This window comes from Peribacillus sp. NPDC058075, from assembly GCF_042885195.1.
Taxonomy (GTDB): domain Bacteria; phylum Bacillota; class Bacilli; order Bacillales; family DSM-1321; genus Peribacillus.
The window spans coordinates 40,864-57,069 of sequence record NZ_JBHVSL010000010.1; the positions used below are offsets into that span (position 1 = coordinate 40,864).

Annotated in this window: 18 protein-coding genes; 1 reads left to right on the forward strand and 17 read right to left on the reverse strand. The window is 40.9% G+C overall.

Features of this window, described 5'->3' with window-relative positions; genetic code table 11:
* Positions 1–99: 99 nt before the first annotated feature.
* The 6 genes from yabG to metG form a co-directional block, all read right to left on the reverse strand.
* A complete protein-coding gene (gene yabG / locus ACFVS1_RS26165) occupies positions 100–978 on the reverse strand; it encodes a sporulation peptidase YabG (protein WP_352926273.1) in 879 nt (292 codons plus the stop codon).
* A gap of 202 nt (positions 979–1,180) precedes the next feature.
* On the reverse strand, positions 1,181–2,059 hold the full coding sequence (gene rsmA, locus ACFVS1_RS26170) for a 16S rRNA (adenine(1518)-N(6)/adenine(1519)-N(6))-dimethyltransferase RsmA (protein ID WP_352926272.1): 879 nt from the start codon (positions 2,057–2,059) through the stop codon (positions 1,181–1,183).
* On the reverse strand, positions 2,052–2,615 hold the full coding sequence (gene rnmV, locus ACFVS1_RS26175) for a ribonuclease M5 (RefSeq protein WP_241594424.1): 564 nt from the start codon (positions 2,613–2,615) through the stop codon (positions 2,052–2,054). The genes rsmA and rnmV overlap by 8 nt, the downstream gene beginning before the upstream one ends.
* Positions 2,616–2,867: 252 nt before the next feature.
* Positions 2,868–4,022: a ubiquitin-like domain-containing protein gene (locus ACFVS1_RS26180; RefSeq protein ID WP_387552053.1), complete on the reverse strand. Its 1,155-nt coding sequence runs from the start codon at positions 4,020–4,022 to the stop codon at positions 2,868–2,870.
* Between the two features lie 279 nt (positions 4,023–4,301).
* Positions 4,302–5,069, reverse strand: coding sequence for a TatD family hydrolase (locus ACFVS1_RS26185; RefSeq protein ID WP_387552056.1), 768 nt, complete (start codon positions 5,067–5,069; stop codon positions 4,302–4,304).
* A gap of 200 nt (positions 5,070–5,269) precedes the next feature.
* A complete protein-coding gene (gene metG, locus ACFVS1_RS26190) occupies positions 5,270–7,231 on the reverse strand; it encodes a methionine--tRNA ligase (protein ID WP_352926267.1) in 1,962 nt (653 codons plus the stop codon).
* Positions 7,232–7,840: 609 nt separating this feature from the next.
* On the opposite strand from metG, the gene ACFVS1_RS26195 reads away from it, so the two are divergent.
* On the forward strand, positions 7,841–8,125 hold the full coding sequence (locus ACFVS1_RS26195; protein ID WP_048689982.1) for a transition state genes transcriptional regulator AbrB: 285 nt from the start codon (positions 7,841–7,843) through the stop codon (positions 8,123–8,125).
* A gap of 48 nt (positions 8,126–8,173) precedes the next feature.
* Here the strand turns inward: ACFVS1_RS26195 and rsmI are convergent, their stop codons facing one another.
* The 11 genes from rsmI to ACFVS1_RS26250 all read right to left on the reverse strand — a co-directional run bounded on the left by rsmI (position 8,174) and on the right by ACFVS1_RS26250 (position 15,938).
* Positions 8,174–9,058, reverse strand: coding sequence for a 16S rRNA (cytidine(1402)-2'-O)-methyltransferase (rsmI, locus tag ACFVS1_RS26200; RefSeq protein WP_387552060.1), 885 nt, complete (start codon positions 9,056–9,058; stop codon positions 8,174–8,176).
* A 1-nt stretch (position 9,059) separates the two neighbouring features.
* Entirely contained in the window at positions 9,060–9,320 is a 261-nt protein-coding gene (locus ACFVS1_RS26205; protein WP_352926263.1) for a GIY-YIG nuclease family protein, read from the reverse strand.
* The gene (locus tag ACFVS1_RS26210; RefSeq protein WP_352926262.1) at positions 9,307–10,050 is read right to left on the reverse strand and encodes a tRNA1(Val) (adenine(37)-N6)-methyltransferase; all 744 of its coding nucleotides are present in this window, start codon (positions 10,048–10,050) and stop codon (positions 9,307–9,309) included. Before ACFVS1_RS26210 ends, ACFVS1_RS26205 begins: the two co-directional genes overlap by 14 nt.
* Before the next feature lie 178 nt (positions 10,051–10,228).
* Positions 10,229–10,603 (reverse strand): DNA replication initiation control protein YabA, encoded by a 375-nt coding sequence (gene yabA, locus ACFVS1_RS26215; RefSeq protein WP_352926260.1) that lies wholly within the window; start codon positions 10,601–10,603, stop codon positions 10,229–10,231.
* A gap of 14 nt (positions 10,604–10,617) precedes the next feature.
* Positions 10,618–11,448 carry a PSP1 domain-containing protein gene (locus tag ACFVS1_RS26220; RefSeq protein ID WP_241594416.1) on the reverse strand — a complete coding sequence of 277 codons (831 nt, stop codon included), beginning with the start codon at positions 11,446–11,448 and terminating at the stop codon, positions 10,618–10,620.
* A gap of 1 nt (position 11,449) precedes the next feature.
* On the reverse strand, positions 11,450–12,454 hold the full coding sequence (gene holB, locus ACFVS1_RS26225) for a DNA polymerase III subunit delta' (RefSeq protein WP_387552066.1): 1,005 nt from the start codon (positions 12,452–12,454) through the stop codon (positions 11,450–11,452).
* An 8-nt stretch (positions 12,455–12,462) separates the two neighbouring features.
* Positions 12,463–12,903: a YaaR family protein gene (locus tag ACFVS1_RS26230; protein ID WP_387552069.1), complete on the reverse strand. Its 441-nt coding sequence runs from the start codon at positions 12,901–12,903 to the stop codon at positions 12,463–12,465.
* A gap of 24 nt (positions 12,904–12,927) precedes the next feature.
* Positions 12,928–13,257 (reverse strand): cyclic-di-AMP receptor, encoded by a 330-nt coding sequence (locus ACFVS1_RS26235; RefSeq protein ID WP_034316369.1) that lies wholly within the window; start codon positions 13,255–13,257, stop codon positions 12,928–12,930.
* A 101-nt stretch (positions 13,258–13,358) separates the two neighbouring features.
* A complete protein-coding gene (tmk, locus tag ACFVS1_RS26240; RefSeq protein WP_137019658.1) occupies positions 13,359–14,000 on the reverse strand; it encodes a dTMP kinase in 642 nt (213 codons plus the stop codon).
* A 39-nt stretch (positions 14,001–14,039) separates the two neighbouring features.
* Complete coding sequence (locus tag ACFVS1_RS26245; RefSeq protein ID WP_352926257.1) at positions 14,040–15,494, reverse strand: aminotransferase class I/II-fold pyridoxal phosphate-dependent enzyme; 1,455 nt, start codon at positions 15,492–15,494, stop codon at positions 14,040–14,042.
* A gap of 225 nt (positions 15,495–15,719) precedes the next feature.
* Entirely contained in the window at positions 15,720–15,938 is a 219-nt protein-coding gene (locus ACFVS1_RS26250; protein WP_241594411.1) for a sigma factor G inhibitor Gin, read from the reverse strand.
* Between the last annotated feature and the right edge of the window lie 268 nt (positions 15,939–16,206).

Sequence of the window (16,206 nt, forward strand, 5' to 3'; positions counted from 1 at the left end):
ACTTAGTGATATTACCAAACAAAAAACCCGTTTTTTTGTGGGGATAACCGAATTCTTTCCCACCAAAAGCAAGCTGCATTCTTTCAAAATGCAGCTTGTTCATTCTTCCTGAAATGGCTTGAAAGGCAACCCGGTCCGTAACACCCCTTTAGTCTCAATTCCCCCCAACCCCTTCTCTCCCGTTAATGTATTCCGAAGGACATCCCATACATGAATATGCTCGGAAAAAGGTGTAAAGCTTATCTTTCCGACGATATATACCGGATCAAGGGCATGTATATTAACACGGGAGGGAGAACTTGCAAAATTTGCACCCGCTTGGATTAATGATTCAAAATGCGATTGACAAGCCCCGGCAAATATAATCAGTTGGTCTAAATGGGAAACCCTCCTTCGGGCTTCTCTAACTGTCTGTACAAAATCCTTTGAGTGACGGTAGGCATTAATATCGGACATCGGTCCTTTTGATTTTGAATAGGCATCATGACCGGTGACAACAAGAATGTCCGGCCGATAATGGTCCAACAACCCCCCGATTCTTTGGGGCATTTCCTTTTCATTGCAATAGATGCCATTGACCGGAATGCCGAATTTCTGATATAAATCCATGCATTTCCTTAAGTAAGATGCATCCCCATCAACATGGAGGACCCTCCCTGGTATCTGAAAATATTCACCGCTATACCGATAGCCATTACTCGATTGATAGCCATTTTTTTGTTGTTGCAGCTCTAGATCTTGTGTTAATAAGCGGTAAGATTGTTCTTGAAGTACCTCATTCGATCTTTGTCGATCATTTCTTTCATTATCATTAATCAGCATTAAATCTTGAAAAGGTGCATCTGCAATCAGTCGGATATCTTCCCCATAAAGAATAGCTTCACGCCTTCCGTCAATATCACGGATATCGATTACCCGGAACAACACGTCGCATTTATAAGAAAACCGACCGACAATATCATTTATTTGAATATTCATGGCCTCACCCCATGAGAAGACTAATTTTTCAGCCCGCCCTAGTTTATTTTCATTCTTAAGTTATGCGAACCATTCTTGAATGGTGAAAGGTTGGGGTTGATTACATTTTTGGGTACGTCCATCATGGTATGCTCGATATCAAAATAAAAAAAGCCGGAAGCTGGGAGTAACCCCATTCCGACTTTAATCTTTCACATTATCATTATTTGAAATTCGGCAATAACGCATCACTTAAGCGGCCAAATTCTTTGATGCTCAGTGTTTCTCCTCGTCTGGAAGGATCAACTTCTGCGGATTCGAGAGCGGCAAGTATGAGTTCTTTTTTCGATTTACCATCCGGCAGCTGGCTGGTTAAGTTATTTAATATCGTTTTCCGGCGCTGTGCAAAGCTTGACCGGGTCACAGTGAAGAAGAAATCCTCATCCAGGACCTCAACGATTGGCTTATCGCGCAAGGTAAGGCGGATTACAGCTGAATCAACATTAGGCTGAGGCATGAATACCGTTTTGGGTACGATCATCACAGTTTCGGCTTCGGTATAATATTGAATCGCAATGGATAAAGAACCATATTCCTTTGTCCCAGGTTTTGCGGCAATTCGATCAGCCACTTCCTTTTGCAGCATGCACACGATGCCTCTAATGGGCAGATCCTCGGATAATAGCTTTAAAATGATCGGCGTCGTGACATAGTATGGCAGATTTGCAACAACCATCAGGTCCGAGAAGCCAGCGAATTCCTCCTCGATCACCTTCTTGACATCAGCCTTGAGAACATCCCCGTGAATGATGTTTACATTGGTATAGGGAGACAGTGTATCCGATAAGATGGGCAGTAGACGCTGATCAATCTCAAAGGCTGTAACCTTTTTGCTGCTTTTCGCTAGTTGTTCCGTCAATGCCCCGATTCCCGGCCCAATTTCGATCGCGCCGCTTTCCTCTGTCAAATTGGCATGTTCGACAATACGTTTCAAGATATTCGTATCGATTAAAAAGTTTTGTCCTAAGCTCTTTTTAAAGGAGAATCCGTATTTCTTTAATATTTCTTTCGTTCTGACAGGGGTTGCAATATCCTTATTCATTATTTTCCTCCTGAATTATCTGTACCATCGCTTTCTCAAAAGCATCAGTTGTTATTTGGAACATTTTTAGTCTCTTATATAACTGTTTACCATTAGTAAACCCGATTTTTAAAATGGATCCAAGTTTTTCCCTTCGTTCCTTGGCACCGGCCCCCCCGATTAAACCTGCATCTATTAAATCCTGCTGTGAAATCTCTTCTGAAGCCTCTTCATCCATTAACTGGGCATCCTTTAAAGCATTACGAATCGCCTCAGGAGAAGCATGTTCCACACCAATTCCTCTACCTGACTTAGGAAGGGCTTCCTCCTTCGTTAAAAAGGCGTGTTTACAGCCTTTTACTTGTTCTGAAATGATGTTCCTGATTTTTTGACCAGGAAAATCAGGGTCTGTGAAAATGATGGCTCCACGCGTCTTTTGTGCAAGCCTCACCTGCTCGATACAGGACTCATTCACCGCGGAACCGTTGGTTTCTATTGTATCAGCATTAACAGCCCTTTTTATCGCTACCGTATCGTCTTTTCCTTCTACAACAATAATCTCTTTAATCTTCTTCATGGTTTCCTCCATACAGAAAAGCGCAACCGCTTTAATTAGCTCTTGGATAAACGTATCCCGTCCCCCGTAAAATTCTTCTGGATAAATAATCCAGCAAAGATCATTTATGAAGGTTTACACACATAACTTGAAATCTTATGGAATCGTGAGACGTCTATCTTATTAAAACAGTTTTACATAGGGTTTATCAACAAGTGGAAAATAAAACGCAAAAAACAGGAGACGAATTCATCTCCTGCGAGAGAAACCTTATTAGTCCAATACACGAACCTTTACTCTCTTTACACCCCAACGATAGGCATCATTTTTTGAGGAAAAGAAGACATCGATCCTATTTCCCTTTATTGCTCCGCCTTTGTCAGCAGCTACTGCATAGCCGTATCCCTCTACATATACTTTCGAACCCAAAGGAATTACGCTTGGATCGACAGCAATGATCTTCGCACCCGGATTACTCTTAAGATCTACGCCTGTAGACGTGACACCGGAACAGCCCTTACAACTGGCAGTATAAGCTGTTGATGATACGTATATTTCTTTTCCACTTGAAGAACTAACGTTAGTTACTCCGCGTGATGCCTGGGCAACTGTCGCTCGAGTTCCGACCGTTACAACTTTATCCTGCTTTTTATTAACTACTTTTTCTGAAAGTAATTCTCTTTTGACCTCTTTGCCATTTTCCTTAACTACTTCATATTTCTTGGAAATGAGTCCGTCTTTTCCTTCTTTGACAATTTTCTCTTTCCCTTTTGATAAAGAGTCATCTTTTTTTGTTATGACAGCAAAGTCAACTGGTTCTTCCACTACATCGGTGACTTTTTCAATTCGAACTACGTTTACCGTATTCTCAGCTTCAACTTTTTCGGTTAATTTTGGCTCAACTCGATCCAAATCATTGAGCTTTACTCCTTGTTGCTTTAAAAAGTCAGCGACAGTAGTCGAAGTTGACCATACCTGCTTTTCGTCTCCACCTACCACTAATTTCAGTGCAAAGGCTTTGTCTATGGCAACTTCCATATTCGCTTTCAGCTTCGTATTCTTTGAAGGGGTGATCTTATCCTGTTCCTTCACACTAAGATCCTGATCTTTTAAAAGTTCATCTACCGTTTCGGCAGTGGACCAGACTTCCTCCGTCTCACCATCCTGTACCATGACGATTTTTTGTGCAGGCTTCCAAACCACCTCTAAATCATCATCAACCTTCGTGGCTCTTGATGGATGGACATAGTCGGCGGCTTGAACGGTAATCTCTAAATCTTCCAACATATCATTTACAGTAGCCGCGTGTGTACGCACTACCTCTTTTTTTCCGTCTAGCATGATTGTTACTGTATCCTTTGTACCTTGATATATTAGTATTCCCAATGCTGTAGAAACAAGAATAGCACTGCAAATGGCCATTGCCATTCTCTTCTTCCCAAAAGGTTTGGGAATAAGGTTTTTCATAGTTTTTAATAGAATGAAAAACTCCTCCTTCCTCCCGGTGATTATATAGACTTAGTTATCAAGCTGTCAACCCATTCACTTCTCATTAAGGAAATTACTACCTATTATGCATATTCCATATTGAAAAGGAAAGGGTGACTTCTCGACATAATAAGCCTATATTTGGAGCGAGATTTGTAGAAACTTTAAAAAAATGCGATTTTAGCTAGCGAACCCCGGGAGATATTGCAAAATAAAATGTCAGTTAATGCCGAATAATTTCTTGGCATTTTCTGTTGTCGACTGGGAAACTTCCTCTATTGTAAGTTGTTTGATTTCTGCAATTTGTTCAGCAACAAGCTTCACATACGAAGGTTCATTACGCTTCCCCCTATAAGGATGGGGAGCCAAATATGGACAATCGGTCTCTATCAATAAACGGTCTAAAGGTACGGCCGCTGCCACTTCCTTTGGTTTTTTCGCATTCTTGAAGGTCACGGGACCACCCAATGAAATATAAAAATTCATATTGATGCATTCCAAAGCCGTCTCCGCACTTCCGCTAAAGCAATGCATGATGCCTCCAACCCTTGATGCCTCTTCTTCCTTGAGTATGTTCACGATATCAGCGGTCGCTTCCCGATTATGGATGATAATGGGCAGCCCCACCTTTTTGGCCAATCGGATTTGCTTCCTGAACACCTCCATTTGAACATCTTTCGGTGATTTATCCCAATGATAATCCAGGCCCATCTCACCAATGGCCACAACCTTTGGATGGTTGGATAACTCCTCGATCCATTGTAAGTCCTCTTCTGTCATATCTATAGCATCGACAGGATGCCAACCGACTGCGGCATACATGAAATCATAAGCTTCTATCAATTCCATTGCCCTTATAATAGTAGGCCGGTCAAAACCAACGACAACCATATTATCGACTCCTGCTTCCTTAGCTCTTTCTATTACGTCTTCGAGATCCTCGTTGAATTGCTCCGCATTAAGATGTACATGTGTATCAAATAACATTATTTTTCTTCCTTTCTATCACTATTTTATAAAAAAATGAAAGTTTTATGTTTCACATTTAGGTAACAAACAGATTACAAAGGACCTTATATACCCAACCCAACATAAAAACAAAACCTGTATAAAAGTACTTTTTCCAAAAGCATAAAGAAAAAAACATAAAAATGTTTCATATGAAACACCTTTATGTTTTCCTCGGTTTATTTCACCTTTGAACCATTTGGAATCGATGAATCTATTGTAGCGACTGAGAGCACTCCATCCTGGCTACCTGCCAAAATCATTCCTTGAGAGAGCTCGCCACGAAGTTTAACAGGTTTCAAATTCGTTACGCATATTACTTTTTTGCCCACTAAATCTTCGGGTTTATAATGCTGTGCAATCCCTGAAACGACTTGCCGTTTCTCATAGCCCAAATCAAGCTGAAGCTTAAGAAGCTTATCGGCCTTCTTTACTGGTTCAACTTCCATGACCTGAGCAACACGAAGCTCCACTTTTGTAAAGTCATCAATAGTGATCTCATCAACCTCGGGTATTTCCACTTCCACTTTTTCCTCGGCCTTAGGTGCATCACCCTGCATTTGTTCTTTAATATATAAAACTTCCTCTTCCATATCCAAACGAGGGAAGATCGGGTCTCCCTTCAAAACTTTGGTTTCAGCAGGAATTTGACCGAACTCCGCTAAACTGTCCCATGATTTCAACACATCATCTTTGATGTTAAGCTGAGCAAAGATTTTTTCTGGTGTTTGCGTCAGGAACGGTTTCAAAAGGATTGCCGTCCTTCGTAATGATTCGGCCAAATGGACCATGACACTAGCAAGGTCTGCTTTCCTTGATTCATCTTTAGCAAGAGTCCATGGCTGGGTTTCATCGATGAATTTGTTAGTTCTGCTCACGAGTTGCCAAATGGATGTTAGTGCAACTGAAAATTCCATGTTTTCCATTGCTTGCTCATATTTGCCTACCGTTTCTTGGTTCATTTCAAGCAAAGCCTTTTCGAATTCCCCATTGGATCCATCGTAATTTGGAATTACACCATCAAAATACTTATTGACCATTGCTACTGTTCGATTTAATAAATTCCCTAAATCGTTTGCCAGGTCAAAATTAATCCGTTCAACAAAGCCTTCCGGTGTAAATACTCCATCGGAACCAAATGGAACTTCACGCAATAAATAGTAGCGTAAAGAATCCAAACCGTAACGATCAATCAATGTAACGGGATCCACTACATTCCCTTTTGATTTGGACATTTTACCATCTTTCATGAGAAGCCATCCGTGGGCAAATACTTTCTTTGGAAGCGGCACATCAAGAGCCATTAACATGATCGGCCAATAGATCGTATGGAAACGCACGATTTCCTTTCCGACCAGATGTACATCGGCCGGCCAATAATTCAAGTATTTAGCATCATTATCCGTTCCGTATCCTAATGCCGTTATATAATTGGTCAAAGCATCTATCCAGACATAAATAACATGCTTTGGATCTCCCGGCACCTTGATGCCCCAATCAAAAGTAGTACGTGAAACGGCCAGGTCTTCCAATCCAGGCTTGATGAAGTTATTGATCATTTCATTTTTGCGTGATTCCGGTTGAATGAAATCCGGGTTTTCCTCATAAAACTTCAGTAACCGATCCGCATATTTACTCATCTTAAAGAAATAAGATTCCTCTTTCACCTTCTCAACAGGCCTGCCGCAATCAGGACAGTTTCCATTGCTTTCTTCCACCTGACGTTCCGTGAAGAAAGATTCGCAAGGTGTACAATAAAGCCCTTCATATTGGTCCAAGTATATATCACCTTGGTCCAATAGCCTTTTGAATATTTTGGCTACAACCTCTTTATGGCGATCTTCCGTCGTCCTGATGAAATCATCATATGAAATATCAAGCTTTTCCCAGAGATCTTTAATCCCTGATACGATATTATCTACATATTGCTGTGGAGTGATTCCTTCCTCAGCCGCTTTACGCTGGATTTTTTGACCATGTTCATCAGTGCCTGTTAAATACATGACATCAAAGCCACGCATCCTTTTATAACGAGCCATGGCATCCCCTGCAACCGTCGTATACGCGTGCCCTATATGTAAATTACCACTCGGATAATATATGGGTGTCGTGATATAGAATGTTTTTAATTTATCTTGCACTTCGTTCCCTCCTCATTTTGAAAAACCGGCTTAAGGATTGACCCAAGCCATAAGAATATATTTAAGTTATTATCTCTATTTTAACGCTATATGCGACAATAATCACTAATCTAATCATCGTGTTAATAGAATTAAAATATTATATTTAAAAATAAGTGATCTGGACGTGAACTTCCCTTATGACAGCATTACCTCTTACCTCAACAAAATATACCTAAATTTCTTTTTTTGTGCAACAACTCACATATTCGTAAACTTTTTCAGAAAATTATCCTTAATTCAGAACTTTTGTTTTGAAACTAAATGATATTTAATCATATAATAATGAAGTATGTTTTATACGCACACTTTGTCGAAATCTGGTGAAGTAAGGGATTCTTTGTAGCCTGGCTATATCTTTACTTTTAAAGGCATAACCGAATTTTTCTCTTTAAAAGCCTTTTTGTTACACGAAATAAGCCATGCTATTTCTTACAAAAAAATGAAAATAAATCATTGACGAATTTGGGAATGGCTGGTATTATAAATTTATAAAAAAATTTGTCGAATAATGGCGAAAAAAATAGAAAATAGGGTACTAGATTGTAACTGAGAGGAGAAATTATAAATATGAAATCTACAGGTATTGTTCGTAAAGTTGATGAGTTAGGCCGGGTGGTTATTCCAATCGAGCTTCGTCGTACATTGGGTATCGCTGAGAAAGACGCTCTTGAAATCTATGTTGATGATGAGCGCATCATCTTGAAAAAATACAAACCAAACATGACTTGCCAAGTTACAGGTGAAGTTTCCGATAATAACCTTACACTTGCTAATGGTAAATTGATCCTTAGTCGTGAAGGTGCAGAATTACTTATTCAAGAAATTCAACAAAACTTCACTGCTTCTAAATAAATGATATAAAAAAAACTTCCGGGCCTTCGGAAGTTTTTTTTATATTTATTATTCTTGTATATCAATATGATACGCTTGATATACATCCCGTTTTTGCATATTGCGATCTTTTGCGACCTGCTTGATTGCGTCCTTTGAAGTGAACTGCTTGGTCTCCATATAATGATTAACATGACCTACGATGTCAAGGGCCATCCACCAAGCTTCTTCAGGATCCTCCTCCGACCATTGCCCTCCTTCTATTATTAAACAGAACTCTCCGCGAATTTCGGATTCCATCGCCCACGTCAATGCTTCACTCACAGTACCTCGAATGAACTCTTCAAACTTCTTTGTCAATTCGCGGCATAATACTATGCGACGGTCACCTAAAATTTCATGCATATGTTTCAATGTTTCTTTCAATCGGTGTGGCGACTCATAAACGATCCAAGTCGACTCTATTTTTTTTAATTTTTCCAGCTCCTTCTTTTTTTCTTTTGCTCCCCGTTGCAGAAAGCCATAAAAGTAAAAAGGCTGCGGAGTCAGTCCAGATGCGATCAATGCAGTTAATGCAGCATTTGCCCCAGGTAACGGGATAACTTTAAACTGTTCGGCAATGGCTTCTTTGACCAGTTCATATCCCGGATCGGATATCGTCGGTAAGCCCGCATCACTTACCAATGCTATGACCTCTCCAGATCGAAGCCTCTCAAGCATCTGCTTCCCGCTATATTCCTTATTATGTTCATGGTAACTGACGATAGGTGTCGAAATTTCAAAGTAGTTGCATAATTTCTTCGTATTTCGCGTGTCCTCAGCAGCAATGACATCCGCTTCCTTTAAGATTCTTAAAGCCCGGAAACTCATATCCTCAAGGTTTCCTATCGGTGTAGGAACCAGATACAGAGCTGGCTCCAATCCTTCTTTTTCAAAACTCTTTTGCTGCCACATATCATGTATCCTCCTTTGCCATCCACTTTTGCTTTTGTGTTCTTGTTAATTGCTTGAATTTATATTCAGCCTGCATAGCTAATGTCTGTGTTTCGAATATTTCATGATAAATCAGTTCAACCGGGGTACGGCCTCGTGTATACTTTGCACCCCTGCCTTGATTATGAGCATCAATCCTGCGGTCCAAATTATTTGTATACCCCGCATAATAGCTTCCATCCCTGCATTTTAAAACATAAAAATAATGCTTATTCCTCTCCATATAAAATCCTTCTGATTTCCGGATTATACTCATTCTGATCATTATAGACAACAAGCGGAGGGAGAATCTTCAAATCAGGGTTGCCGTCCTTTATCCCTTCAATAAGAATCGTATTCGCTTCTTTTGAACTCTTTGGATAAACGAATTGCAGTCGCTTCGGTTCAATTCTGTACATCTTCATGAAATGCAGGATATCCATCAGGCGGCCCGGTCTATGAACGAATGCCGCTTTCCCACCTTGACGCAGCAACTGACTTGAAACACGCATGACGTCCTCTAGATTACACATCAATTCATGTCGGGCAATTGCAAAATGCTCATTTTTGTTAATTTCCTCGATAGACGGCGTCGGGAAATAAGGTGGATTGCAAGTAACGACATCATATTTGCTATACCCTATCTGTTTAGGAATTTCCTTTATATCCCCATGAATCATCTCGATCTGGGAGGATACGCCATTATAGTCCATGCTTCTCTGGGCCATATCATATAACCGCTCTTGAATTTCAACACCGGTGATTTTCCCTTTCGTTCTTGTACTCAGCAGCAAAGGAATGACCCCATTCCCTGAGCAAAGGTCTACGATTTTCCCTTTTTGGATCGGGACATTTACGAACCTTGATAATAAAACGGCATCTAATGAAAAAGAGAACACTGACGGGCTTTGGATGATCCTTAAATTCTCAGCCAATAGATAATCCAGGCGCTCATCTCCTTTAAGTTCTACCATTGCTGTTACCCTCCTAATCATGTATGGAAAAAGCATGTTTAGGGTCCATGCTTCGACATTACTATCGTACAAAAAGGGGCCTGACTCATAGTATGCGTCAGACCCCGAATCACTATATATTGTAAACGGTCTATCTATCACGTAAAAGAGATGGAACATCTTTTATATTATTCCATTATCACTTCTTGTTTAAAAAAGATAAACAGAACAGGCAATCTCCTTCTTTTCTTAAACTGCCAAAATGCAGATTGCAAATGTGAAAGCCTTCTTGATAGATACGGGCTAAATTATCATAGCCTTCCCCGATATCCATAACCTTGTCCGCACTTGCAGTACGGTTTTTCACTTTTTGTTTGACCTTGACTGCAGCAGGAGCAGTTTCGACTCCCACAAGGCCCAACCGATGGCGCAAATGCTCGTTCTCCAGCTTGAGCGATTGATTTTCCTCAAGGATTTCAGCTAAGTTCTGCTTCAATTCTCCAAGCTGCTTATATAATTGGCCTATCTGGGTTTCCATATTGGTCACCGACTCAAAAATATCTTTCTTATCCACGCTCTCCCACCACCTTAATAATCTGTGGCTTGAATAGAAACGGCTCCCTCTTTTAGAATCTCATCTAGAGTATACTCTAATACTCTTTCTTGCTCGATTAGTTCAATCTGAAGTACGCGTTCTAGAATATTAAGCCCCACTACCTTGCCTTTGCCACCAGGCGTATTAATCATTTCACCTAAATCAGGAAGCATTTCCTTCGCACTTTCATACTCATCATTTTCATATTTCAGACAGCACATCAATCGACCGCATAAACCCGAGATTTTTGTAGGGTTTAATGATAAATTCTGATCCTTCGCCATTTTGATGGAAACCGGTTCAAAATCCCCAAGAAATGTGGAGCAACAAAGCATTCTGCCACAAGGTCCGATGCCACCAAGCATCTTTGCCTCATCCCTAACCCCAATTTGGCGCAGTTCTATGCGAGTTCTGAATATGGCAGCTAAATCTTTGACTAAATCACGGAAATCCACGCGACCATCCGCTGTAAAATAAAACACGACTTTATTTCTGTCGAAAGTATATGACACATCAACCAGCTTCATATCCAGCTTATGCTCAACAACCTTTTGACAGCATATAGAGTAAGCTTCCTCTGCAGCCGCCTTGTTCTCGTCTACAATCAGCTTATCTTTTGCATCAGCGACACGAAGTACTTTTTTCAATGGCAGGACAACATCGTTTTCATCTACTTGTTTACGGGCTGTAACGACTTTACCGAATTCAACACCGCGGACAGTCTCCACTATTACAAAATCGTCCTTAGGAATAGTGAATTCACCCGGATCAAAGTAGTATATTTTGCCCGCCTTTTTAAAACGGACACCTACAACATCATACAAATCATGATCCCTCCTGCAAATTCAGCACAAGCTGTTCCATCAACAGCTGTGGATTCGTGTTGGACATCAGCTTCCTTTTTGCTTCCAAAATGCAACCCATATGTTCAGCAAGGCGTCTTGGGGAAAGATGAAGAGCGTGAGTTTCAAATTCCTTCAGTTTATTTTGGAATACAACGAAGTCCTTTTTGTCCAACTGAATGTATAATAAATCCTTATATATAAGAAGTAACAAATCAAGACCTCTGTCAACCTGTTCTCTTTCTTTAAAGTGTGTGGACCAATCCGTCTGAAGGTACAGCAATGCCTTCAAGGAATTGAGTTTTAACACTTCATATAATTTTACCACTATTTTTTGAGCTTGTACAAACCATTCATCACGGCTAAGCTCAATTCCAGCTTCCACATTCTGTGTTATGTGTGCGATGACCGAGGCCAGCTGTGGTTCTAACTCCTGTTCTATCAGCTTCCGTCTCACATTCTCCGGAGATAATGGTTTGAATGAAATCACTTGGCACCTAGATAATATAGTCGGCAGAATCCTATGAAGCTGTTCGGTCATCAATATGGCTACAGTATCAGCCGAAGGTTCTTCTAAAAATTTCAATAGACTGTTGGCTGCCCCCACCGACATTTTGTCCGCATCGGCAATCATATAAACCTTTCGATCTGCCTCTACGCTTTTTTTTGAAAATTCTTCCTGCAGCCCCTTGATTTGTTCTTTCTTTATTGAGAGACCGTCTCTTTCTATCAAATGGACATCAGGATGATTCCCACTTGAAATCCGTTTACAATTCCGACAAAGTTCGCATGGCTCATAACCTGCTGCCGGGGCTTCACATAGTAAGCTTTTGGCGAAGGCACTGCTTATCTCTTGCTTACCTGTCCCTTTTTCGCCTTCAAATAAATACGCATGAGCCACCCTGTTCTTCGTTATGCTATTTTGCAGCATCGTCATTACCTGCGGCTGAATTTCACTCATGTCCTGCCATGTTTTATCCAAAACCATCAACTCACTTAAGTATATAAATTAATCAGCAGACCTTTAATCTCGCCTATCATTTCCAATATTTCAAGCGAGCTTTTCTCTTTATTAAGAATTTCCTCGCTTAACTCAACTAATCTTGCATCTATCGTTTCCACGGTTTTCAACGGCCGGCTTTGTCCATATTCGTTCCAGCTCGTAGATTGTTTCAGTTCCAGTCCATATTCAACCGCTTCTTTAACAAACCGTTTCACCAGTGCTTTATATTTTGCCAATTCCCTAAAAGTACGTGACCTTACTAAACGCTGGCCCGCCCCTTCAATATCGCCTATCAAACGGTTTAATGTTTGGATTTGCATCTTTTGATCCTGTGTCTGGACCATTTGTTGAAATCTTCCATTTACAGTTTGAAACTGTTTGGCATCCTGACGCGATTTATCCAGCTTAATAGGGATATCATGGTTGATTTTCATAATGAGCCTCCCTGAAACTAACCGTTAAAATTGTAAAAAGTTTTCAACCGGCAGAACAAAAATGGTCGCACCGCCTACTTGAATCTCCACTGGGTAAGGAACATAGGACTCAGCATTCCCGCCCATCGGTGAAACCGGTGACACTAATTGGGATCGTGACTGACAATTCTGTTTGATGATCTGAATGGCTTGGTCAACACGTTCATCCTCTGTGCCAATCATAAACGTCGTATTACCTGATTTTAAAAACCCGCCAGTGCTGGCTAGTTTGGTCGTTCCAAAATTATTTTCCACTAATTGATTCAGCAGGCGATGACTATCCTTGTCTTGTACGACAGCAATGATCATTTTCATTTTCATCATCCTCCGGTTACTCTGAATTTTTACTAACTCCATTATATCAACTAGTCCTTGCCTGGAATAGTATTGGTTGAATAATATGGAAACCTATATATTCAGTTTCCCGCTTTCGCTAAGAAATCCAACAAGCTGGCTTTCGTTTCTTCAAGGACTTCATCTATTGTCCGGCCTGCATCCACGATGATAAAGCGGTCTTTCCATCTATTTATAATGAACTGATACCCCTCACAAACTTTTTTATGGAAGTCGAGCGCTTCAAGATCCAGCCGGTTCACTTCCCTTTCCCCATTGGACTGGATACGTCTTAATCCCTCTTCTGGGTCGATATCAAAAAAGAGCGTGGCATCTGGCATCATATCTCCAATTGCGAATTTATTGATATTGTAAACTTCTTCTATATCCAAACCCCTTGCATGGCCCTGATAGGCTAACGAGCTGTCTATAAACCGGTCACAGAGGACAATTCCCCCTCGTTCCAACTCCGGCATGACCACTTCCACTAAATGCTGACGCCTTGCTGCTGCGTATAATAAAGCCTCTGTCCTCGGGTCCATGGCCGTATTATCTTTATTAAGGATCACTTCCCTAATTTGCTCCGAAATGGGAACTCCCCCTGGCTCACGCGTTAATAGAACTTGATAGCCTTCTTGTTGCAGAGCCTTGCCAAGCATTTGGGTAATTGTTGTTTTCCCGGCACCCTCAGGCCCTTCCATTGTTATAAAAATACCACGTTTCATCGATGTACCTCCAAGGTTCTTTGTTTGTAGTATAACATTTTATCCAGTCTGACCGCTTTCATAAACGATCAATTCTCCGTTTGAAAGGGAGGAACCGCCATGAAACCTTGATCCCAGTTCTTGCAGGCTTCTCAAAATGGATATATGTTCAGGGGTAATCATTTCCCCGGACATAATCAAAGGGATGCCTGGTGGATAAGGAATGACCATCTCTGCAGATATCTCACCCACTGCTTTGTGTAATGCGACGGGTTTTGATTTACTATGCTTCATGACGGAGTATGGCATTTCAAGTCCTGCCATTGACCTTCGTTCAGGTAAGCTTTCTCCAAGATTCGCTTCCTTGAATCCAAGTCTGCCTTCAGTGGCACTTTTTATTGTTTGAACGATTTCATGAAAAGGAAATTCTGCACCCACTTTTAATAAGGGTAAAATCAGTAATACATTATCACGATCAGCCAATTCCGTAAAAATGCCTTCGGCTTCACATAGCTGCTGTAACTCAAACCCGCTTAATCCATTCGTTGATTGAATGACTACTTTCAACGGGTCTGCCGCGATGCCTAGTGGCGCCTCCAGCACCCTTACTGTTTCCAGGGTACCTAATTCGCCTCTGAAATCTACTATCTTATCAATAAGGGAACTTTTATCTTCTGATGTAAAAGCGGCTAAGTAAGCTCTGGCCAAGTCGAGCGATCCCATAATCGGGTAAGACGGACTGCTCGACTGAAGCATTTGTAAATAAAATGCTACTTGATCGACATCTACTAAGGATGAATTCACATGAAGAAATGACCCCATCGTCATGGCCGGCAGTGTTTTATGCGCAGAATGGACAACGGCATCTGCCCCTGCCAAAATGGCCGGCTTTGGAAACGGACTTCCTAATTGAAAATGAGCGCCATGTGCCTCGTCCACCAGCACCGGAATCCCCTTTTGATGTGCGAGTCTTACCATTTCCGTCAAATCTTCACCTAGACCATAATAATTAGGATAGGTAACGATGATGGCTTTTACATCTGGATGTACACTCAAGGCTTCTTCAATTAATTTTGAACTTACACCCCCAGCAATGCCCCATTTCTCATAGTAAACCGGTTGTAAAAAGATCGGTTGTACATTCGCTAACATCAATCCATGTAAAATTGATTTATGGCAGTTTCTTTGGACAAGGACCTTATCACCTTCCCGGCAGGTAGCAAGAATCATGGCAAGGTTGCCTACGGTTGACCCATTAACGAGAAAATAACTCCGCTTTACCCCATATAGGTCAGCGAGTAGTTGCTCGGACTTTAAAATGGCGCCCTCTGGAGCATGCAGATCATCTAAACCGCTTAACTCCGTGGCATCAATACCAAGCAGGGGGTTATATAAAGCTTGGCCCTTTTTACTAAACACCCATCCATTTTTATGTCCTGGGACATGCAGGGATATTGGGCCTTTTTTATGAAATGCACTCATTGCATCGAACAATGGTGTCTGTGATTGATTCATTTTTCTCTTTCCTCACGTCATAGTATTTTTTCATTTTATCAAATAAGTTCAATTTTATCTCATATTGCGACAATAGGAAGGCGATTATGTATCCCCAAACAGTCTGGCTGCAGCATGAAGCGTGTTGGCAAGCATTCTTCAAAAGTACTAAAAAAAGAATCAGAGATTAAAGAAACACACCATTTCTTTTTTCTCTGACTCTTTAACTTTCCACAAACTATTTTTTCATGATAATATTTCAGGATTAGTGATTTTCCTTAATTTCTTTAAGTAATATTGGTACTTGGGGTCGTTCGTATCCGTCCCGATCATATCCCTTTCACATTCCTCGCAAATAAAAGTCGTATATAGATGTATACCCATCCCTTTTATTTGTTCACAAACCGCGCATGTTTCCCCTGCCGTTGTTTTGGTTGTTGTTGTCCCCAACATCTCCACCTCCATACCTGCATTCTCCCCAAAAACCATTGTTCGCATACATTCATTTAAATAGTTTAAGAGAACCGGGGATGCTTTTAACAATGTATGATGAAGAATTTCATTACGTGTATGTCTTTATAAAAGTTTCCATAATTGATAATCCCTTTATATCCAATGATTTTTCTTAGCATTATGCAAAAAAAGACCAGCCGGATGGCTGATCTTTTGAAATGGCTTGGCGGCGTCCTACTCTCACAGGGGGAAACCCCCAACTACCATCGGCGCTGAAGAG